The sequence below is a fragment of the Pseudomonas helleri genome (genome assembly GCF_045830615.1).
Lineage (GTDB): Bacteria > Pseudomonadota > Gammaproteobacteria > Pseudomonadales > Pseudomonadaceae > Aquipseudomonas > Aquipseudomonas helleri.
Map to the genome: position 1 here is coordinate 2889352 of NZ_CP174501.1, position 21994 is coordinate 2911345.

Genomic DNA, 21994 nt, shown 5'->3' on the forward strand with positions numbered 1-21994 from the left:
TTTGGCTTATGGGCAAATCCCGCTGATTGCGCTAGCGGGCAGCCCCTCTCCTGACGTCGGAAACCCGCCATGAAAGACCGCTCTATCCCTCGACCGCCTCTACGTAAACGCAGCTGTGTATCAGCCGTCAGCATGCTGCTGCTCGGCGGACTGGTCGTTACCGAAGGCTTGCTGATACCCCAGGTTCAGGCGCAGGCAGCGGATCGGCAGATTCAGTTTTCAGTCAATCCCGGCCCCCTGGATCAAGCGCTCGGCCAGTTTGGCCGGCAAGCCGCCATTGCCCTGTCGACCAATGCCAGCCTGACCGCAGGCAAAACCAGCCAGGGCCTTAAGGGTCAATACAGCGTGGCCGAGGGGCTGGCACACATTCTGGCAGGCAGCGGTTACTCCGCCGTGCAGCAGGCCAATGGCGCCTATTTGCTGGTGCCGCAGGTCGCCGGTGCGCTGGAGCTTGGCGCCACCAGTATCAACGCTTCGCCATTGGGCAGCACCACAGAGAACACCGGATCCTACGCCACCGGTGCCATGCAGACAGCGACCAAACTGTCGATGAGCCAGCGCGAGACCCCGCAAGCGGTCACCGTCATCACCCGCCAGCGCATGGACGACCAAGACATGCGTAACCTGGATGACGTGGTGCAAGCGACTCCGGGCTTGCGCATGGCGGCTGCACGTCCCGCCAACAGCGAATATTTTTCACGGGGCTTTCCCATTACCAACCTGATGTTCGATGGCTTGCCCACCACCTACAACGCCGACTGGGTAGCCGCTGCAGACATGGCACCGTACGACCGCGTAGAAATCGTGCGCGGCGCCACCGGCTTGATGCAAGGCGCGGGCAACCCGTCTGCCGCCATCAACATGGTGCGCAAACGCCCAACCCATGACTTTCAAGGCAGCATTAGCGCAGGGGCCGGGAGCTGGGACAATTACCGTTCCGAACTGGACCTCTCAGGCCCGTTGAACGACTCGGGCAGCCTGCGCGGACGCTTTGTCGGCGCCTACCAGGACAAGGACGGTTTCCAGGACTATGCCGGACGTGAGCGCGGTGTGTTTTACGGCATCAGCGAGTTCGACCTGAACGACTCCACCACCCTGACCGTCGGAGCTTCGGATCAAAACGATAACAACAACATCAACTGGGGCGGCTTGCCGGTCAACCCGGACGGCAGCCACGTCAACTTCTCTCGCTCCAAGACCTTCGGTTACACCTGGAGCCATCAGGACATCGACAACAAGACCGTGTTTGCCGAGCTGGACCATCGCTTCGCCAATGACTGGCGCGGCCATGTTTCGGCCTCTAAAAACTGGTCGGACTTCAAGCTGACCGGCGCTGTGCTGGAGCATTACGCCACCTACCAACAGCGGGTCTTCAACCAGAAGCGCAACTACGACCAGTCCACCTATGACGCCTATGTCAGCGGGCCTTTCAACCTGTTTGACCGCCAGCACGAGCTGGTAGTCGGTGCCAGCAAGCGCCAGTTGAAGACCTCCGGCAAGGGCGGCAACATGTTTATTCCGGTGGCCGACATCATCAACTTCGACCCCCACAGCGTGCCCAAACCCTATGTGCCTGACAGCTACAACCTGAGCGAAAACATCGACCAGGAAGGGCTCTATGTGACCACCCGCTGGAGTATCAGCGACCCGTTAAAAGTGATCCTCGGCGCTCGCCTGGACTGGTACGACACCACGTCGATCTACGATCAGTTGAACGACGATTACTACACCAACAGCAATTACAAGGTCACGCGCAACCTGACCCGCTATGCCGGGGTGATCTATGAACTGGACGCCAACCATTCGGTCTACGCCAGCTACACCGACATCTTCATGCCGCAAAGCGAAGTGGCGAATGACAACTCCGTCATCAAGCCTATCGTTGGCAAGAACTACGAAATCGGGATCAAGGGCGAATACTTCAATGGCGCTTTGAACGCCAGCGCGGCCATCTTCCAGATTGATCAGGAGAACCGGGCGGCCTTGCTCGACAACCAGTCCCAATGCGCCCGCAGCGATGACGGCGTGTATTGCTACGAAGCCGCGGGCAAAGTACGCAGCCAGGGCATTGACCTGGAGTTGATCGGCGCCTTGACCCCGGACTGGCAAATCGGCGCAGGCTACACCTTTGCCCAGGCCAAGTACCGCAAGGATGCTGACCACAACAAGGAAGGCCGACTGTTCGATACCGACGTGCCGCGCCACCTGTTCAAGCTCAATACGGTTTACACCCTGCCGGGTGAGCTCAACCAATGGCGCGTCGGGGCCAACCTGTATAGCCAGAGCAGCATTTTCAACAAAGGCAGCAACTCAACCTTCGGCCAATATCACATCGAGCAAAGAACCTATGCATTGGTTGGGCTGATGGCGGGCTACAAGGTGAACCAGCACCTGGATACCCGCTTGAACATCAACAACCTGTTCGACAAAAAGTACTACCAGGGTATCGCCAGCAACAGCACCTGGAGCCCCTACGACGTTTACGGCGACCCGCGTAACTTCAGCATCACGGCAAAATACAGCTTCTAAACACCGTGGGAATCGCTCCTTGGATCAACAGCCACAGGGTTGCCTGGTTCTTGTAGCAGTTGACGAGCCTTGCGAGGCTACGTCCGGCTGCGCAGCAGCCGTAGAGCCTGGCGGCAAAGATCAAAAGATCGCGAGGCAAGCTCGCTCCTACAGGACCTTTTAATCAATCACTTATTTTGTGACGCCGCGCTGTCGCGCAGCAAACAGGACAGCGAGTATCTTCAGCATCCCCCAATCGGTTCCCTCTCCTTCGGGAGAGGCGTGGCGAGGGGGGCTCTTAGATAAAGATCAAAAGATCGCGAGCAAGCTCGCTCCTACAGGGCCTTAGGAATCAATCATTTATTTTATGTTTGAAAAGAGGGAACCCGGGTTTCGTATCAATCCAACCAACCTCAGTGATTTGGCTTGAAGCAATCGGGCCAATGTGGAATATACCGAAGTGTCGACACCAATAGCCTCCAACGAGAAGGGCCTGGCATGTTACGCATAATGGGTAGGGCATCATCGATCAATGTACGCAAGGTACTCTGGGCCTGCGCCGAGATGGAAATACCCTTTGAGCGAGAGGATTGGGGGGCTGGCTTCAAATCGACGCACACCGCTGAGTTTCTGGCACTGAATCCCAATGCCATGGTGCCGGTCATTCAGGATGGCGATTTCATTCTGTGGGAATCAAATTCGATCATTCGCTACCTGGCTGCCCGTGACAACGCCAGCAACCTTTACCCCCACGAAGCGAAAGCCAGAGCCCGCGTGGACCAATGGATCGACTGGCAAGCGTCGGATCTCAACAAGTCGTGGAGTTATGCCTTTATGTCACTGGTCAGGCACTCGCCAGAGCACCAGGACAGCCAGGCGCTGGCTGCCGCGTGCAATGACTGGTCCAGGCACATGGAGATTCTCAACAGGCAGCTTGAATCAACCGGGGCCTACGTTGCCGGCAACGAATTTTCCCTTGCAGACATCCCCATCGGCCTGTCGGTTAATCGTTGGTTCGAAACGCCGCTTGCACACCCGGATTTCCCGGCCGTCAGCGACTATTACGAACGTTTGAGTCAGCGACCGGGCTACCTCCTGCACGGCAGAAATGGCACGCCATGACCCGCCATGACCCGCCGGGCCACGCCGGCGGGGATGGGATCAAGATCAAAAGATCGCGCTACCAGAGCGCATAGGTGTAGTTGATATAGAACCGGGTCTGGTCCTGGTTCTGCAACGTTGACGTCGGCAGTTCGGTTCTGAAGTTGGCCCGACGTAATGACACGCCTAGTCCTTTAAGTGAGCCGCTCTGGAGGGTGTAGTCCAGGCGGTAATCACTCTCCCATTCGCTATACCGCCCGGTGGTTGTATTGCCGATGCCACGGATATCCTGGCCTTTGACGTAAGTCCATTGCGCTCTCAGCCCCGGTAATCCCATGCCGGCAAAGTCATACCGGTAGATACCAAAGGTGGAGTTTTCACCCGCGCGGGTAAAGTTGTTGATCATGATATCGGTGTACAAATACACACTCGCCCCGCCCTCACCTTCTGAGCGCCCGCGACCATTCACCAAGTTGCCGTTGGTGATATAGGGCATGCCGCCACTGTCACTGACACGTTGATGACCCAGGGTCAGCGAGTGAGCATTGAGCGCATAAGTAAATGCCGCCGACCAGGTGGTGTTATCAATTTTCCCTGTGCCGCCTGCGTTATAGCCGCTTTTATATTGGTAATCGGGGTCGCTGCCGTTCTTGCCGTCAGAGTGACTATTAAAGTAACGCAGGTCGGTTTTAAGCGACTGTTGCGAATCAATTTGCAGGTCATGGACTAACCCGAAAAACGATTGCCCGTAATAGTCATCCAGTTGCGCGTAGTAATACTGCAGCAGCAGGTTTTTAGCGGGCTTCCAGTCGGCTCCGGCAAACCGAAAGGCGTCACTGCCCTTGCGCCCGCCCGCCGCAATACCGCCCCAGTTACTCGAAGCCCGCCCTATGGCGCGGTTAAGCTGCCCCGCGGTGAACGTGACGTTATCGAGGTCTTGTGAGGTAAGCATCGCGCCTTGAAAAGACTGGGGCAGCAAACGTGCGTCATTGGCCACCAACACCGGCAAGTTGGGCGCCAGCGCATTGCCGGCTTTCAGTTCGGTTTTGGCGACTTTATAGCGGGCATTGGCGCCCACGCGGCTCCAGTTATCAACCGGCGTACCGTTGGTTTTCAACGGGGTGATGGTATTGCTGGTGGCGGGGCTGTGGGGTGAAATACCGCCGTCCAGGTTGACGCCCAGCAAGCCCATAACATCCAGCCCGACACCCATAAAGCCCTCGGTATAACCCGAGTTAAAGTCAACTCTTAAACCCGTGACTGACTGGCGTTGATCGACGCCGTTCTTGCCACGCTGGTCACTTTCAAAATAGAGCGAGCGAGATCCAATAGAAGCTTTACTGTCGTCTATAAAACCCGCAGACCAGGCCGGTTGATAAAAAGCGGCCACGCTCAAGCCGAGTGCCATTGCACGTTTATTCATGTGTGTTTTCCCATGCAGGCGTAAAGCCCGCTGTCAGTCGCACGTTATTGTTGTTATTTGCCACACTTATAAAACTTTACTGCTCAAACAGACTGCGTATTGAATAACTGACGTTAACTTCGCATTGCACGAAACGCTTACATAATGTTCGAGCTGGCCACAAAGTGCCCTGGGGCAACTTCCCTGTAACTCATATCAGGGGCTTGGTAGTTGATGTCGTAAATTCTGCTCGGTGCTACTTCCTCGATCAGTTCAAAGCGCTTTCTGGCCACGGTGACATCCGCAGAAGGCACCGCGCTCAGCAACTTTTGGGTGTAAGCATGCTGCGGATTTTCGAAGACCGAGTGACGTGGGCCAATTTCAACAATTCGTCCGTGGTACATCACTCCGACGCGATGACTCACCCGTTCGACCACCGCAAGATCATGGGAGATAAACAGGAATGAAATACCCATGTCCCGCTGCAAGTCCTGCAGCAGATTAATAACCTGGGCCTGAATGGATACGTCCAGCGCCGACACGGCTTCATCGGCAATGATCAACTTGGGCGATAACGTCAAGGCACGGGCAATGCAAATCCGCTGCCGTTGCCCGCCAGAAAACTCATGCGGGTAACGCTGCGCATGTTCTGCCGACAGCCCCACGCGTTCCAGCAAACTGCGCACTTGTTTACGGGCTTCGGCGCCATGGGCAATGTTATGGACCTGCAGCGGCTCCATCAGGCTGTCTTCAATCGTCAGGCGCGGGTTGAGCGAGGCATAAGGGTCCTGGAAGACCATTTGAATGTCCCGGCGCAAAGCCTTCAAACCACTCTTGTTCAATGAACCGAGGTTCTTGCCTTCAAAAACGATGTTCCCGCCCTGAATCGGCATCAACCCGGCAATGGCACGCGCGCTGGTGGATTTACCGCACCCGGACTCCCCTACCAACGCCAGGGTTTCGCCCGAATAGATGTCAAAGTCGATGGCCTCGACCGCATGCACCCGGCGCTGAACCCTGCCCAACAGCCCGCCTTTGAGGTCGTAGCGAATGGACAGCGATTTGACGCTGAGGATGGGGGGCTGCTGGTAATCAGGGGCAACACTGGGCTGCGTGGCCAAGGCCGCGGAAGTTTGGTCCTCAATCAGCGCAAACTTGGCGGGCAGCAACGTCCCCTGCATCGAGCCGATTTTAGGCACCGCCGCCAGCAAGGATTGGGTGTAAGGTTGCCGGGGCGACTGCAACACCGCATTGACGGAACCCTGCTCGACAGTCTCACCGCGTTTCATGACCATGACCTGATCGGCCACTTCGGCCACCACGCCCATGTCATGGGTAATGAAGATAACGCCCATGGCCAGGTTGCTTTGCAGCTCTTTGATGATGCGTAAAATCTGCGCCTGCACGGTCACGTCCAGCGCGGTGGTCGGTTCGTCAGCGATCAGCAAGGTCGGTTCGCAGACCAGCGACATGGCAATCATGATGCGTTGGCGCATCCCGCCGGAAAGCTCGTGGGGAAAGCGGTTCATCACCTGCCGGGCATCCGGAATACGCACCAGATCCAGCATGCGCAAGGCCTGGGCGTCAGCTTCTGCACGGGTGCAGCGTTTGTGCAGAATGATCGCCTCGGTCAACTGGGCGCTGACCTTGAACACCGGGTTCAACGAGGTCATGGGCTCCTGGAAGATCATCGACATCGACGAGCCGCGCAAGTGACGCATCACCGACTCAGGAGCCGAGACCAGATCAATGACCTGGTTGTCGCGGGTGTAAAGCTCCATCGAGCCCGACAAAACCCTGCCGCCCGCGCGCTTGGTCAGGCCCATCATGGCCATTGACGTGACCGACTTGCCGGAGCCGGACTCACCGACTATCGCCAGCGTCTGGCCGCGCTTCACATCAAAAGAGACATCACGCACCACGGGCAATTCACGCCCGACCGGGCCGAACCCCACGCTCAGGTTTCGAACCCGAGCGACCAAATTCTCGTTCATGTACGGCTCCTTAGTCGACGATCTTCGACACAGCGGCATCGAGGTCAGCACGGGACTGGGCGATCTTCAGGCGGTGCTCACTTACCCACTCGTTGTCCTGGGCCAGCTCAACGCGGGCAATGGTCAGCAAGCGCTCGATTTCGTTCGGGCAGACACCGCCCGCAGAGGTTCGGGTCTCGACAAATCGGCGTGGATTCAGCGCGTCGCGCACCTGTTCATCCGTGTACTTAAGCGTTGAACCGATGGTTTCCAGTGCCGCGGTATCCAGAGCAGCGCCCGTGACCTGCGCGGGTATCACGCCCTCGCGCAAGCTGTTACGCACCAGACGCGCCACCACATGGTGCACCTGACGGAACGAAATACCGCGATCACGAACAATCACGTCAGCCAGATTGCTCGCCGTGCACCAACTGCCTGACAACAGTTCTGCCATGCGGTCCTCGTGCACGATCAGGGTCTCGATGATGCCGGTAAACAGGTCAAGCATCCCGTCGGTAATGGCCAGGGCATCATGGATCAACGGCAAATCGCGCATGGCCTGATCGCCAGTGCCTTCAGCACGGAACGTAGCCAGTGCGGTGCTCAACCAGGTCACCGAACCACCGGCCGCCTTCTTGATGGTTTCCAGGCCGCTGGGGTTTTTCTTCTGCGGGAAAATGCTGCTGGTGCCGCAATAACCGTCGTGGCTTTCGACCGTGGCAAACTCGACACTGGACCAGATATGCAGGTCGGTGGCCAGGTCGTTGAGGTCCGCCATGATAAAAGACAACGCGCTGATCGTTTCTGCCGCATACCAGGCCTCGCGGCCCAGTTTGGAGTTCTCGACCAGGCTGTCAAAACCCAACAAATACGTGGTGCGCTGACGGTCGAGCGGCCACGACGTGCCTGCCAGCCCTACCGCGCCCAGCGGGTTGCGGTTAACCCGGCTATAGGCATGCACCAGACGGCTGAAGCTGTCGTGCAGACGCGAGGTAAAGCTCAACAGGTAGTGGCCGAACACCCATGGTTGGGCGTGTTGCATATGGGTGTAGCCCGGCATGATGGTGTTCGAGTGCTGGGCGGCCTTTTGAATCAGCGCCGCCTGGAACACATTGAGGCGGTCGAGCACACCCAGAATGCGCTTGCGATCGTACAACCGGCGCACGGTGGCGCCCTGGTCAATACGGCTGCGCCCGGTGTGCATTTGCCCGGCCGAATCTTCGCCGATCCGGGAAAACAGGTAAGACTCGACTTGCAGTAAAAAGCTGCCTTTTTTCACGTCGAACGGGAAGTCCGCAGGCACCATGTCGCGTATTTTGCGCAGCTCAAGGAGAATCGACTTACCGACTGCTTCAGTAAGGATATGTTGCTCAACCAGCATCACGGTGTGCGCCAAATCAACTTCGACGAACTCATGGAATTGCCGCTTCTCGGTTTCAAGCGCAGGTACATCATGATGTTTGACCATGCGTTCTGCAGGCGGAGCACTCAAACGGGCATCAGTTAACAGGGCTTCGTTGGCATGTAAATTGGACATCTTAAATCACCGTTTAATGAGTTCTACATTCTTGAAATCGAGGGTCCCTTCGTAATTAACATCGAGACCGGTTAACTCTTTACGCACGCCGATAATTTGTTCCTGATCAAACAGGGGCAAATTATCGGGGTCTTGTTCCCATAAAATTTTTTGTATGTCCTTGTAATAAGACAGGCGTTTATCAACATCCATTTCATGGGCCGCGAGTTTCAACAAATTATCAACTTGCGGGTTGCTGTAACCCGTGAGGTTTTGCGGATCACCGGTCGACAACTTGCGCCTTAGTCGAATATCAGCGTCCGATAGACCGGTGCCCAATAACCACATGTTGGCGTCGTTAGTGCCTTTACCCGTGCCCTTTCCAGGGTCGGCGCGGTACAGACTTTTTTGATAAGTGGCCCATTCCCACACTTTGAAATCGGTTTTAAGCCCCACCGCATTGAGATAGCCCTGCACCACTTCGGCAACCTGGCGATCTTTGGTATAGCGGCCTGCGGGTGTCCACATCACCACGGTGCCGGGGTAACCGCCCGGGTAAACGTCGTTAATGATTTTTCTTGCCGCGTCCGGGTCGTACTTGACCGGCTCAAACACTTGCCGCGCCTGCGTGCCTTCAGGGAATGGCCCCGTCGGGACCTTTCCATAACCCAGCAGCACTTTGTCGACCAGCGCCTGACGGTCAATCGCCATGCTCACCGCGCGGCGGATACGCGGATCATCAAAAGGCGGCTTGGTCAGGTTCATTTCAAAGAACACCTGAAACGTACTGGGCACCCGCAACAGATCGGACTTGTTGAGCGACTGTAATTCGATCGCCGCTTCGGGCGACAAATTGCCCGCCACATCGGCATTGTTGGTGCGCAGTTCAATCACCCGGGACGAATCCTCCCGCACAGGCCGGAAGACGATTTTCGAGGGTTTGCCGGGCTCACCATAAAAGGCCGGGTTCTTTTCTATAATCGCCTGATCATTGGGTATCCAGCTGTCGAAGGTATAAGGCCCCGTCCCGACCGGATGATGACCATAGGCCCGCCCGTATTGTTTGACCGCTGCCGGGCTGCTGATGGACGAAGACTCTTTGGCCAGTAACTCCAGCAGCGTCGGCGAAGCTTCTTTGGTGGTAATGCGAAGTTCGTAAGGTGATACTGCCTCGACCGAACTGATGTCCGCATAGTACGAACGGTGCGGAGAGCCCAACTTGGGGTCACGAATGCGGTCCAGGTTAAATTTCACCGCCTGGGCATTAAAGTCCGTGCCGTCGTGAAACTTCACGCCCTGTTTTAAAACAAAAGTCCAGGTTTTCCCGTCTTCGGTTTTTGACCATGAGGTGGCCAAATCCGGGACAACCGCCGAGCGATCGCGGCCGTCCCAGGCCACCATGCGATTAAACACATGATTAATCACATTGTAAGAAGGCACACTGCGCGAGACAGCTGGGTCCAACGTATCGATATCAGAACCTTGCACAAAGGTTATCTTGCCCGCGTCTTTAGCTTGGGCAACCAGCGGCAAACTGAGCGACAGCCCAATCATGCCCAGCACAGAAACCCGGCGCATGAGTGCTGCCAGTAACGTTAAGCGTCCCATTCTCTTTTCTCGCTTTATTATTGTTGTCGCGTTTATCGGCCACTGCCTCGCCTGATGTTTACTCAGGCGTTGCGTGATTTCGGATCGATAAAGTCTCGTAGTGCATCGCCAACAATGTTGAAGCTCAAGATGGTCAGCACCAGCGCGCAACCGGGGGCAAACAACACGTAAGGGTGTGTGGTCAACAACGGCCGTGACTCGGCGATCATCGAACCCCACTCTGGAGTGGGCGGCGGTGGCCCCAATCCGAGGAAGCTCAGCCCGGAGCCAATCAGGATGGCTTCGGCCAGCGATACGGTGATTTGAATAATCACCAGCGAACCGATGTTGGGCAGGATATGCACCAGCAACAGACGCAGGTCACTCACACCGATGGATTTGGAAGCCAGCACAAACTCGCGATTTCTCAGGGCCATGACCGGCCCGGCAAAGAAGCGCACATAGATCGGAATGCTGGAGATGGCAATCGCCAGGGTCAGGCTCAAGATGCTGTTACCGGCCACCGTAATCACCAGAATGGCCACCAGAGTGCGCGGGAAGGCAATCATGGAGTCCATGATGCGCATCACCACACTGGAAAGCGCCCCGTTGTAATAGCCGCAGGCAGCGCCGACCGAAACACCCACCAGCATCGCTATCGCCACGCTGGAAACCGCAACCGTCAGGGTGATGCGCGCGCCCCACAAAACCCGCCCGAGCAAGTCCCGGCCCATCTGGTCGGTGCCCAGCCAGTAGTCACTGCCCGGTGCAATCAGTGACTTGGACAAGTTGATTTTGGTCACCGAGTCCCAATCGAAGAACAACGGTGCACAAAGTGCCGCCAGAACCATGGCAACAATGACAATTAATGCGCTAAGTGCGAACCAGCGCTGATGGGAAACCAGAAACCGTACAAAGCCCAATCGACGTTTAACCGACGGCTGTGTATCCGTCTTAGTTGTAGGTGATGCGAGGGTCGAGGATGCCATATACGAGGTCCACCATTAAATTAATGATTACAACGAGGGCCGCAAATACAAGGATGGTTCCCTGAACGACGTAAAGATCTCGCGCCATGATTGCATCGATCAAATATCGCCCCATGCCGGGCCAGGCAAATACGGTTTCAACAATGACGGCACCGCCCAGCAAGCGACCGAAGTCCATCCCGAACACTGTTACTAATGGAATCGCCGCATTGGAAAGTGCATGTTTAAGGACAACTTTATAACTGGGGACACCTTTGGCGTAGGCGGTGCGAATGTAGTCTTCTTTGAGCACGTCCATCATGGTGGAGCGCGCCAGCCGCGAGAACGTCGCCACATAAGGGAAGCCCAAAGTGATGGCCGGCAGTATCAAATGTTGCCAGCCGCCTCTGCCCGTCGGCGGAAGCCACCCCAAATAAGCCGAAAAGATCGACATCAGGATGAGCCCTAAAAAGAAGCCGGGCATGGAGATACCCAACACCGCAAACGTTGTCAGTGAACTGTCCAGAAAACCCCGTGGCCGCAGCGCCGCGATAATCCCTAATGGCACACCGATAATGATTGCCAGGAGCATGGCCGCCAATGTCAGTTCAAGGGTTGCCGGTAATGTTCTGGCGATACCTTGCAGTACCGGGGTGTAGGTTTGGAACGATTCACCAAAGTCGCCGGTGACTATCTTTTTCACATAAATGAAGTATTGCGTGGCCAGCGGTTTATCCAGCCCGTAGTTATGGCGTATTTGCGCAATATCTTCTTCAGTTGCATCGGGGCCGGCCGCCAGTTGAGCCGGGTCTCCTGGAATAAAATGCATTACCAGGAATACCACGATGGATACCCCCGCCAGCATCGGAAGCAGGAGTAATAACCTGCGCAAGGTATAGTTCAGCACGAGTTGCCCTCTTCTTATTTTGTTCAGCGCCGTCCGGCGTTAATGGCCGGTCAGTGCTGTATCGCGAAACATCGCCGACAAATCATCGCTCGGCCACCTCACTATCGCAAACCGGCAACATGTTGGACGCACATAACAAAATGTTATACGTTGGCGCCGCATGCTACTCACACCACGCCGAGCACTTCGATGAAACTCAACCCCCGTCAACTCGAAGCCTTCAGGGCCGTCATGCTCACCGGGAGCATGACCATCGCGGCCGAAAGCCTGCAGATCAGCCAGCCTGCGGTCAGCAGGCTGATACGTGATCTGGAATCAATATTGTCGTTGAAGTTGTTTCGCCGTGAAGGCAACCGCCTGATACCCGGCGCAGAGGCACAAGTGCTGTACGCCGAAGTGGACAAATTTTATCAAGGGATCGAGCGAATTGAGCGCATTGCTGACGACCTGGTAACACTGCGCACCGGTACGTTGCGAATCGCGTCCATGAGTACGCTGGGGCTTAGCGTGGTTGCAGAAGGTGTTTGCCGGTTTGCCCGCAAACACCCCGAGGTCAAAACATCATTGGATGTTCGCAACTCGTTGGGGATTCTGGAGCTGACGTCGGCCAACCAGACAGACATCGGTTTTGTTCAGATACCGTCGGGGGAATATCCGGGGATACAAACGATTCCACTGCCCCCCATCAGTGCCGTGTGCGTGCTTCCAGCAGACGATGCACTGGCGGCTAAAAGCGTCATTTCACTGGAGGATCTGCACCAGCGCCGCTTGATCAGCCTCAATACCCATAATCCGCTGCAACGGCGCATTACCTCGGCCATGGAGTCGCGTGGGGTTGTCGGGCTGTCAAATGTGGAAACCACGGCCGCGCACTCAGCCTGTGGCATGGTCGCCGGAGGGTTGGGTATCACGATCTGTGACCCGTTTACGGCGGCCTACTCAAAGTACCCGGGCATTACCTTCAGAAAGCTGGATCAGGACATCCCTTTCGAAATTTCCATGGTCTTTCCCAGCCACCAGCATCGTTCAAGGCTGACCCAGGACTTTATGAACGTCATGGAGAGCCTGTTTAAATCGCAGTTCCTGTCCATGTATCAAGTGGCACCTTGATGTGGGAGCGGGCTTGCTCGCGATGCGTGCAAGCCCGCTCCCACCGGGTCAAGCCAACTGCTTAGTTGCCCCAGCCCACCACGCCCTTGATTTCCAGGAAGTCGTGGATGCCCCAGCCCGCATATTCGCGGCCATTACCCGACTGTTTGTAGCCACCAAACGGCGCAAAGGTGTCCCAGTCCGGGTAGTTCAGGTACACCGAACCTGCACGCATGCGCCCGGCCACGGCTCGGGCGTGTTCGAGATTAGTGGATTGCACATAAGCGGCCAGGCCGTAAACGGTATCGTTGGCGATTTCGATGGCTTGCTCTTCGCTGTCGTAAGGCAGAATCGACAGCACCGGCCCGAATATCTCTTCGCGGGCAATGGTCATGCTTGGCTGTACGTTACCGAACACCGTGGGACGCACGTAATAGCCCTTGTCCAACCCTTCCGGGCGGCCCAGACCACCGGCCACCAGGGTGGCGCCCTCCTCGATCCCGGCCTGGATCAAGCCCTGGATTTTGTCGAACTGTGCCGCGCTGATCACCGGGCCCAGGTTGGAGTTGGCATCACGCGGACTGCCGGTGACCAGTTGCTGCGCTGTACGTTTGGCAATTTCCAACGCCCGGGCATGCTGCGCCGCCGGGACCAGCATGCGCGTCGGCGCGTCGCACGATTGCCCCGAGTTGGAGAAGCAGCCCTGCACACCCTTGGCAACAGCGACCTCAAAGTCAGCGTCTTCCAGCAGGATATTCGCCGACTTGCCGCCCAGTTCCTGAGCCACACGCTTGACCGTATCGGCTGCCGACTTGGCGACCATGATGCCTGCACGCGTAGAGCCGGTGAACGAAACCATGTCGACCTGCGGATGGCTGCTCATGGGTTGGCCGACATCCGGCCCGGTGCCATTGACCAGGTTGAATACCCCGGCCGGCACGCCCGCTTCATGCAAAATTTCGGCAAAGATGATGCCGGTCAACGGTGCGATTTCACTGGGTTTGAGCACCACGGTGCAGCCCGCGGCAATGGCCGGCGCGACTTTGCAGACGATTTGGTTGAGCGGCCAGTTCCACGGCGTGATCAGCGCACACACGCCGATGGCTTCACGCACCACACGGGTGGTGCCGTGCTGTTCGCTGAACGTGAACGACTTCAGCGCGCTGATGGTTGATTCAAGGTGCGCACGACCGCTCCAGACCTGTGCATCGCGGGCAAAATGCAGCGGCGCGCCCATTTCCTGGCTGACGGCCTGGACCAGGTCGTCATAGCGCAGGTTGTAGACCCGCAAAATCTCTTCCAGCAGTGCCAGACGCTCACCAACGCTGCTCACCGAAAACGCCGGGAAAGCCCTGCGGGCCGCTGCCACAGCTTTGTTCACATCCTCGGCATTGCCCACGGCGATCTTGATAAAGGCCTGTTCGGTTGAGGGATCAACCACCTCAAGCGTTTCTCCAGACTCGGCCTCAAGCCATTGACCCTCGATATAAAACTTCAGTGCATTGTTCATTGTGTTCACTCAGTTCAATGGTTACTGGGGAAGGCAAACTGCGCCGCCTCGTGGCTGGCACGGCGCGGCCAACGTTGGGTAATGGCTTTTTTCCGGGTATAGAAACGCACCCCGTCCGGGCCATAGGCGTGCAGATCGCCAAACAGTGAGCGCTTCCAGCCGCCAAAGCTGTGGTAGCTCACTGGCACGGGCAGCGGGACGTTAACCCCGACCATGCCCACTTCGATTTCATCGCAGAACAACCGGGCCGCTTCACCGTCGCGGGTGAAGATGCACGTGCCGTTACCGTATTCGTGTTCATTGATCAGTTGCATGGCCGCTTCTAGGCTTCCCACGCGGACGATACACAATACCGGGCCGAAGATTTCATCGGTATAGATGCTCATCTGCGCGGTCACCCGATCGAACAGCGTACCGCCGACAAAGAAGCCGTTTTCATGCCCTTGCACCTGCAAGTCACGGCCATCCACCACCAGCTCAGCACCTTGGGCAACGCCCGCATCAATGTAGCCCTTGACCTTGTCCCGCGCCGCAGCGGTGACCAACGGCCCCATGTCGAGGCCGCTGGAAGTGCCCGCACCAATTTTCAGTCCACGGATTTGCGGCAGCAGTTTTGCTACCAGCGCATCGGCAACCGCATCGCCCACACACACCGCCACCGACAGGGCCATGCAGCGCTCGCCACAGGAACCATAGGCTGCGCCCATCAAGGCGCCAACGGTATTGTCCAGATCCGCGTCGGGCATCACCACGCAATGGTTTTTTGCCCCGCCCAATGCCTGAATGCGCTTACCGCGCTTGGTGCCCTCGCTGTAGATGTATTCAGCAATCGGCGTAGAGCCGACAAAACTCAGGGCTTTGACATGCACAGACTCGATCAGGCCATCCACCGCTTCCTTGTCGCCATGCACCACGCTCAGCACGCCGTTGGGCAAGCCCGCCTGAATCAGCAACTCAGCGATATACAAGGTCGAACTCGGATCGCGCTCCGAGGGTTTGAGGATGAAGCAGTTCCCGCAGACGATCGCCAGCGGGTACATCCACAACGGCACCATGGCCGGGAAGTTGAACGGCGTAATGCCCGCCACCACCCCAAGCGGTTGCAGGTCGCTCCAGGCATCGATGCCGGGGCCAACATTGCGGCTGTAATCGCCCTTTAGCAGTTGCGGCGCGCCACAGGCGAATTCGACGTTTTCAATCCCGCGTTTGAGTTCACCCGCCGCGTCTTCGAGGGTTTTGCCGTGCTCTTCGCTGATCATCAGGGCAATCGCCGCTTCGTTTTCCTCAAGCAACTGCTTGAAGCGGTACATCACCTGCGCGCGTTTGGCCGGTGGCGTGTTGCGCCAGGCCGGAAACGCCGCCTTGGCGGCCTCGATGGCCTGCTGCAAGGTTGCCGCGTCGGCCAGGGCCACTTGCTTGCTCACCGCGCCCGTTGAGGGGTTGTAAACGTCGGCGGTGCGGCCTGTACCCTGGACCCGCACACCGTTGATCAAATGAGGAACGATACTGCCCATTACGACTCTCCCATGCCGGGCAAGCAGCCCTTGCCCGGCCGTATTAAATGGCTCAGGCCTTGACGGCTGCCTGCAAGGCGATTTCAACCAAAATGTTGTCGGCAGCCATATTGGCCTCGACGGTGGCGCGTGCCGGCAATGCATCCTGCGGAATCCACTCACGCCAGACGGCGTTCATGGCGGCAAAATTCTGCACGGCATGCTTGAGCCAGATCTGTGCGAATAGAATGTGTGATTTGTCCGAGCCTGCTTCGGCGAGCAAGGCGTCGATCCGCGCCAGAACCTGCGCGGTCTGCCCGGCGACGTCTTGAGTGCGGTCGGCCGGGACCTGGCCGGTGATGTAGACAATGCCGTTGTGTACCAGCGCATGGCTGAGCAGGCCTGGATTGGGTTGCAGGCGAGTAATGGTCATGGGTGCTAACTCCTGTTGAGGTTTAAGGATCAGGTCAGGCGATTTTCAGGACCGTGCGCCCGACCAGTTGGCCCCGGCGCATGCGTTCAAAGATGTCGTTGATGTCTTCCAGGCGTTCAAGGCTGATCTGTGCCTTGACCTGGCCACGGGCGGCAAACGCCACCGCCTCGTTAAGGTCCTGGCGGGTGCCGATATTGGAGCCGGTGATCGACAGCTCCCAGCCGCTGATGCTGGAAATGGAAGCGCGAACCGTGTCGGCATCACCGCCTGGCAAGCCGATAAACACCGCTGTACCACCGGGTCGCAGCATCTTGATCGACTGCTCAAAAGCGGCATTGGCCGTGGCGGTCACCAACACCGCGTGCACGCCACCAGGGATCTGTTGCTTGAGGCTTGCCAGTGGATTGTCGAGGGCATTGATCAGGCACTCGGCGCCATAACTGCGGGCCAGTTCGAGCTTGTCGGCCGACACATCAATGGCCGCCACACGCAAGCCCATGGCGATGGCGTACTGCACAGCAACGTGTCCCAGACCACCGATGCCCATGACGGCCACCCATTGCCCCGGCCGGGCCCGCGAGCGCATCAGGCCGCGATAAGTGGTGACACCCGCGCACAGAATTGGCGCCAAGGCGTACAGGTCGGCACCGGAGGGGATGCTGGCGACGAATGCCGCAGGGGCAATCATGTATTCGGCATAACCGCCCTGCTTGCTGTAGCCCGTGGATTCACGATGCTCACAGATGGTTTCCATGCCGCCCAGGCAAAACTCGCAGGTACCGCAGGCGCTGTACATCCAAGGCATGCCGACCGCTGTGCCGATGGCGGGCTCGGTTACGCCTGCGCCGTGGGCGGCGACATGGCCGGTGATTTCATGGCCCGGTATCAGCGGCAAGGTGGGTAAGTCCGACCAGTCACCGTCCATGGCATGCAGGTCGCTGTGGCAGACGCCACAGGCAACGATGCGAATCAGGATTTCACCGGGCCCCGGGGTCGGGATTGTCACCTGTTCGATCCGCAGTGGCTCACCCACGGCGTGCAGTACGGCAGCCTTCATGGTTTGACTCATCGCTGTCTCCTTGTAGTTAGGCCCTGAGGCCGGGCAAAGCGGCACCTATACCGCGGGCCAGGCCCGCAGCAGTGCGTATCAGGTAAAAGGATTGCCCTGGGGGTTAGCCCGCCGGGCGCAAACTGCGTGTCGCGCTGGCGATGGACCGGGCGGTGTTAATCACTTTGGGTGCCAGCTGTTTTCGGGCGTCGTCCAGGTTCCAGCGGCTGAACGGCACCGAGATGTTCACGGCCCCCAGCGGGTAACCATCGGCATTGACCACCGCCGCGGCCACGCTGATATCCCCGGCGTAATACTCTTCGAGGGCGTAGGCGTAGCCGTCGTGACGGGCCTCAGCGACGATGGCGCGCAGTTGATCAAGGTCGGTGACAGTGTTGGGGGTGTAGCCCTTGCGTTCAGAGGCGACCAGGATCGCGTCAGCCTCGTGCTCCGGCAGCGCCGCCAGATAAGCCCGGCCTGCCGAAGTGCAGTACATGGGCAGGTGGCGACCCAGCGGGATGTGAATGGCAATTTGTTTGTGGCTGGGAAAACGCGCCACATAGAGCATGTCCAGGCCGCAGGGTTCGAGCAGGTTGCAACTCTCTTCGACATCGCGGTTCAGTTCATGCAGGTACGGGTTGGCGCGTTCGATCAGCTCACTGGTTTGCAGGTAACCGGTGCCCAGATCAAGGGATTTGGGGGCCAGGCGAAAGCGCTTGGTGACCGGATCCTTGTACAGATAGCCCAGCGCCTCAAGGGTGAACGCCGAACGCTGTACGGCGCTTTTGTTCAGCCCTGTCGCTTCTGCCAGTTCAATCAGGCTCATGCTGGGGCGCCCGGCGCGAAAGGCCGTCAGCAAAGACAGACCTTTGGACAAGGCGGTAATGAAAAGTGGCGAGTCTTCCAGAGAACTCATGGTTGTTTCCTTGTGTGCCGCGAGGCATGTCGATCACGGTGCGTAAATTCGAGAGCCGGCTTGGGGCTCAAGCACGGTTGGTTATTCAAAATGACTCAATACAATACCGGGCTCTACCACGGCTTGGTTACGCTCAAAACGGTCGACGGCAAACGGGCGCATACGCTCATCCACCACGCCCTTGACGATGGCCTTGGCCAGAAATTCACCGGCGGCCGGTGCGCCGGCGTGACCGTAGCACCAGCCAGCGCTGATAAACAAACCCGGCAAGGCATTGTGCGCGCCCAGTAGCGGGCCAAAATCTTTGGATATATGCACCAGCCCGGCCCATTGCCGCAAGATACGGGCATGCCCCAGTTGAGGAAACATCTCCAGATACGCTTTGGCAGTCGCGGCCATCACCGGCACGTCGGCATTCAAGGTGTTTTGCGGGCGTTCGGCAACTTCTGCGCCACCCACCACTTCGCCACGTGCGGTCTGGTGCATGTAACAAAGCCGGTCCAGCAATGCGACGGCGGGGCCTATCAAGGGCCGCATCGGCTCCAGCGCCATGGCTTCGAGGCGCATCGGGTAGCCGTCCAGCGGCACGCCGGCCAATTGCGCCAACCGGTTGCTTTCGGCACCGCCAGCCAGCACCAGGGTGTCGGTAGCAATGCGCTGTTCACCCACACGAACGCCGGTCACCCGCCCGGCGCTGCGGTCGATGGCGCTAACCTCGGTGCGGTAACGAATGCTCACGCCACGCGCCTCGCATGCCTGGCGATAGGCGTACATGGCGGCATGGTGCGGCGCGACCCCGCTGTCGGGCAGGTGCAATGCGGCGCTGACCCGCTGGTGTGCCAGCGCCGGTAGCACTTCACGCAGTTGCGCAGCGTTCAACAGGCTTGAGTTGATGCCGCAGGCTTTGTGTACCTCCAGGGTGCGGTCAAGCATGGCGGCCGTGCTGCTGCGCTCGCCGATCATGCTGTAGCCGCGGCGCGAGTACATGACGTTCTCGCCCAGGCGCCTGGATAAGCCCTGCCACAAGTAGCACGAATGGGCGAAGAAGCGCGTCCATTCCGGTGAACTGAACGCCCCGCGAATCAACGTCCCGTTGCGACCCGAGGCGCCGCCCTGCCAATAACCGGCGTCAAGCACGAGCACATCGCGCACGCCCAGCTCAGCCAGATTGAAGGCCAGCGACAGGCCCTGGATCCCCGCACCAACGATGATGATCGACGCCTGTGCAGGCAAAGGTTGTGTAGGGGTCATTGCAGAGGCTCCACAACATCGGCCAGACCGGCCGCTTGCGCGACACTCAGGGCACGCCGTGGTGGGCGCAGGGTTGGCCTTGGCAAGGTGTGCAACGGGATCCCGCTGCGGGCGCTGACCAGAGCGCGCAGCAAGTCCCAGCAAGGTTGGCCCTGACACGGCCCCATGCCGCAGGAGGTCAGGCGTTTGATCACCTCAAGGTCGGTGATGCCCTGCTCGATCAAGGCTTCGACCTCGTGGCAGGACACATCAAAACACGGGCACAACAACGCCTTGTAGCGAGTACGTGCAGCCACCGGCAGCGGTTGATCAGGTTCAGCCGCCGAGCCAACCGTGCGCAGGCGGCTTTGGCGCTGCTCACGCAATTGCAGCAGCCCTTCGGCGCGGCTCTGGAACGTCAGGCTGGCATCAACCAGCCACGGCCCGGCGTGGACCAGCGCGTCGCAGGCGACCGGTTGCTCGAACAGTGCCGCCGACACCGCGTTGCGCCCCAGAACACGGCGCAATTCGCTAATGGCTTTCACCGCCACCACATTCACCCCCAGCTCACGCAAACGATTGGCATGGGCGGTTTGATCGCCATTACCGACCACTACCACTCGCGCACCGGGCGCCACTGCCTGTTCGTGGGCCATGATCAACGCGGTGCGCGCGTCCATGACGCCGGGCAACCACATATTCGGGATCACCGGCGGGCAAGCACGCCGCCCGGTGGCCAGTACCACGTCATCAGCTTCGAACGCCACGGCGCCTTGCGCCGGGTCGTGGGGCGCACCGAGTAACAATTGCCCTTCCCGGTAAGCCCCAAAGACCTCAACCCCGGTCACCCGTTGCACCCGCTCATCCAACTGCGGTTTCGGCTGCCCGGCGCTTTGCGCATAACGGCCAAGTTGATGACCACGGGTCACCAACACCACGCTGCGCCCGGCCCGTGCCGCTTCATTGGCGGCGGCACAGCCCGCTGGCCCGCCACCGATGACCAAAACGTCACTGCTCAAATACCGGCCTTGCGGCACAGCCACTTCAGCCGTTCGCTCGGCCGGTTTGGCGACGCCGGCGAGGAACGCCAAAAGGGCTTCCCAACGCTGAAACAGCGGCGAACCGCTGGGCACCAGATTGGTGTGCTCAAAGCCGCCCTGAAGCCAACGGTCCGGAATCAGCCGCGACAGGCGCAGCACGTCGAACGCCGGGCCCGGCCAGCAATTTTGCATTTCAACCTGTACCCCGGCTGTGACCGCCAGCAGATCCAGTCGCACATTGGGCACCCCGTCGACCCTGGCCAGCACCCCGGCCACGTAGCTGCCCGAGTAACCCAGCGGCCGATGGGATTTACGCGTCCAGGCAAGTGTCTGAACACCGTTGGCCAGCAGCGCTGCCGCCAGGCTCTCGCCCTTGCGCCCTTGCAGGGAACGGCCATTCCAGAAGAATTCGACACACTCGCTGCTGGCATGGCGCAGGCGCAGGTTGACCTCACTCATTCAACGGCCCTCCCGGCCTTGCGCTTGGCCATGATGCTGATGCACAGCATGATGATCGACAGGAATGTCATCAAGGTCGCCACCACCGCGATCAAGGGATCGATCTCAGAACGCAGCGAACTGAACATCCGCTTGGTCAGGGTCGACGTGTCGCCGCCACTGATAAACAGCGAGATCACCGCTTCGTCCAGGGAAATGGCGAAGGCGAACATCGCAGCCGCAATCACGGAAAAGCGGATCTGCGGCAAGGTCACGTCAAAGAACGCCCGTAAACGACTGGCGCCAAGAATGCAGGCAGCCTGTTCCTGGGTCATGTCATAGCTGCGCAACCCGGCGCTGACGTTGATCACCACGTAAGGCAGCGCCAGCAACGTATGGCCCAGTACCAGGCCGGGAATGGTGTTGTTCAGGTCAAACTTGGCATAGACAAAGAACAAGCCAATGGCGATGAAAATGGTCGGCACAATCATCGGCGCCATCAACAAGCCGCGCAGCACCCCCGAGACTTTCGACTGGGTCACGTGCAGCGAATACGCCGCCGCGGTGCCCAAGGTGGTCGCCAGCACCATTACCAGTGACGCCGTGATCAGCGAGACCTGGGTTGCGCTGCGCCATTCCAGCGAAGCGAAATACTTGAAGAACGGCTCAATGCTGAACGACTTGGGCGGAAAGCTCAGGTAGCGCGCATCCGAGAACGACATCGGGATCACGATCAAGGTGGGCAGCACCAGGAAAACCATGGTCGCCAACACCAGTACATAGAGCCAGGAGCCGCGCACCGCTGCCATCAGGTTTTGTTTTAGTCGGACCATGA

At 58.6% G+C, this 21994-nt stretch carries 17 protein-coding genes; 3 read left to right on the top strand and 14 right to left on the bottom strand.

All coding sequences use genetic code 11. The features are described from left to right. Positions 1–132 precede the first annotated feature (132 nt). Together ACJJU9_RS12925 and ACJJU9_RS12930 are read left to right on the top strand one after the other, a co-directional pair. Complete coding sequence (locus ACJJU9_RS12925) at positions 133–2529, top strand: TonB-dependent siderophore receptor (protein ID WP_407730988.1); 2397 nt, start codon at positions 133–135, stop codon at positions 2527–2529. A 477-nt stretch (positions 2530–3006) separates the two neighbouring features. Next, a complete protein-coding gene (locus ACJJU9_RS12930) occupies positions 3007–3630 on the top strand; it encodes a glutathione S-transferase family protein (RefSeq protein ID WP_153438859.1) in 624 nt (207 codons plus the stop codon). A gap of 58 nt (positions 3631–3688) precedes the next feature. Here the strand turns inward: ACJJU9_RS12930 and ACJJU9_RS12935 are convergent, their stop codons facing one another. The 6 genes from ACJJU9_RS12935 to ACJJU9_RS12960 form a co-directional block, all read right to left on the bottom strand. Next, positions 3689–5032 carry an OprD family outer membrane porin gene (locus ACJJU9_RS12935; protein ID WP_407728650.1) on the bottom strand — a complete coding sequence of 448 codons (1344 nt, stop codon included), beginning with the start codon at positions 5030–5032 and terminating at the stop codon, positions 3689–3691. 137 nt (positions 5033–5169) lie between these two features. After that, the gene (locus tag ACJJU9_RS12940) at positions 5170–7005 is read right to left on the bottom strand and encodes a dipeptide ABC transporter ATP-binding protein (protein ID WP_407728651.1); all 1836 of its coding nucleotides are present in this window, start codon (positions 7003–7005) and stop codon (positions 5170–5172) included. A gap of 10 nt (positions 7006–7015) precedes the next feature. Further along, a complete protein-coding gene (gene argH, locus ACJJU9_RS12945) occupies positions 7016–8521 on the bottom strand; it encodes an argininosuccinate lyase (protein ID WP_407728652.1) in 1506 nt (501 codons plus the stop codon). 6 nt (positions 8522–8527) lie between these two features. After that, positions 8528–10054, bottom strand: a complete 1527-nt coding sequence (locus tag ACJJU9_RS12950; protein ID WP_407730989.1) for an ABC transporter substrate-binding protein — start codon at positions 10052–10054, stop codon at positions 8528–8530. 116 nt (positions 10055–10170) lie between these two features. Beyond that, positions 10171–10938 carry an ABC transporter permease gene (locus ACJJU9_RS12955; RefSeq protein ID WP_228386082.1) on the bottom strand — a complete coding sequence of 256 codons (768 nt, stop codon included), beginning with the start codon at positions 10936–10938 and terminating at the stop codon, positions 10171–10173. A 103-nt stretch (positions 10939–11041) separates the two neighbouring features. Further along, positions 11042–11962, bottom strand: a complete 921-nt coding sequence (locus ACJJU9_RS12960; RefSeq protein ID WP_353232771.1) for an ABC transporter permease — start codon at positions 11960–11962, stop codon at positions 11042–11044. A gap of 189 nt (positions 11963–12151) precedes the next feature. Between ACJJU9_RS12960 and ACJJU9_RS12965 the strand changes: the two genes are divergently transcribed. Beyond that, positions 12152–13072, top strand: coding sequence for a LysR substrate-binding domain-containing protein (locus tag ACJJU9_RS12965; RefSeq protein ID WP_407728653.1), 921 nt, complete (start codon positions 12152–12154; stop codon positions 13070–13072). Positions 13073–13133: 61 nt separating this feature from the next. Here ACJJU9_RS12965 and ACJJU9_RS12970 read toward each other — a convergent pair whose 3' ends face one another. The 8 genes from ACJJU9_RS12970 to ACJJU9_RS13005 form a co-directional block, all read right to left on the bottom strand. Continuing rightward, positions 13134–14561, bottom strand: a complete 1428-nt coding sequence (locus ACJJU9_RS12970) for an aldehyde dehydrogenase family protein (RefSeq protein ID WP_407728654.1) — start codon at positions 14559–14561, stop codon at positions 13134–13136. A 14-nt stretch (positions 14562–14575) separates the two neighbouring features. After that, a complete protein-coding gene (locus ACJJU9_RS12975) occupies positions 14576–16075 on the bottom strand; it encodes a CoA-acylating methylmalonate-semialdehyde dehydrogenase (RefSeq protein ID WP_407728655.1) in 1500 nt (499 codons plus the stop codon). 52 nt (positions 16076–16127) lie between these two features. Next, positions 16128–16487, bottom strand: coding sequence for a RidA family protein (locus ACJJU9_RS12980; RefSeq protein WP_407728656.1), 360 nt, complete (start codon positions 16485–16487; stop codon positions 16128–16130). A gap of 34 nt (positions 16488–16521) precedes the next feature. Continuing rightward, complete coding sequence (locus tag ACJJU9_RS12985; RefSeq protein ID WP_407728657.1) at positions 16522–17556, bottom strand: zinc-dependent alcohol dehydrogenase; 1035 nt, start codon at positions 17554–17556, stop codon at positions 16522–16524. Between the two features lie 103 nt (positions 17557–17659). After that, positions 17660–18451 carry an IclR family transcriptional regulator gene (locus ACJJU9_RS12990; RefSeq protein ID WP_048371989.1) on the bottom strand — a complete coding sequence of 264 codons (792 nt, stop codon included), beginning with the start codon at positions 18449–18451 and terminating at the stop codon, positions 17660–17662. Positions 18452–18532: 81 nt separating this feature from the next. Beyond that, a complete protein-coding gene (locus ACJJU9_RS12995; RefSeq protein ID WP_407728658.1) occupies positions 18533–19702 on the bottom strand; it encodes an NAD(P)/FAD-dependent oxidoreductase in 1170 nt (389 codons plus the stop codon). Beyond that, a complete protein-coding gene (locus tag ACJJU9_RS13000) occupies positions 19699–21180 on the bottom strand; it encodes an FAD-dependent oxidoreductase (protein WP_407728659.1) in 1482 nt (493 codons plus the stop codon). The genes ACJJU9_RS12995 and ACJJU9_RS13000 overlap by 4 nt, the downstream gene beginning before the upstream one ends. After that, a complete protein-coding gene (locus tag ACJJU9_RS13005) occupies positions 21177–21992 on the bottom strand; it encodes an ABC transporter permease (RefSeq protein ID WP_407728660.1) in 816 nt (271 codons plus the stop codon). The genes ACJJU9_RS13000 and ACJJU9_RS13005 overlap by 4 nt, the downstream gene beginning before the upstream one ends. Between the last annotated feature and the right edge of the window lie 2 nt (positions 21993–21994).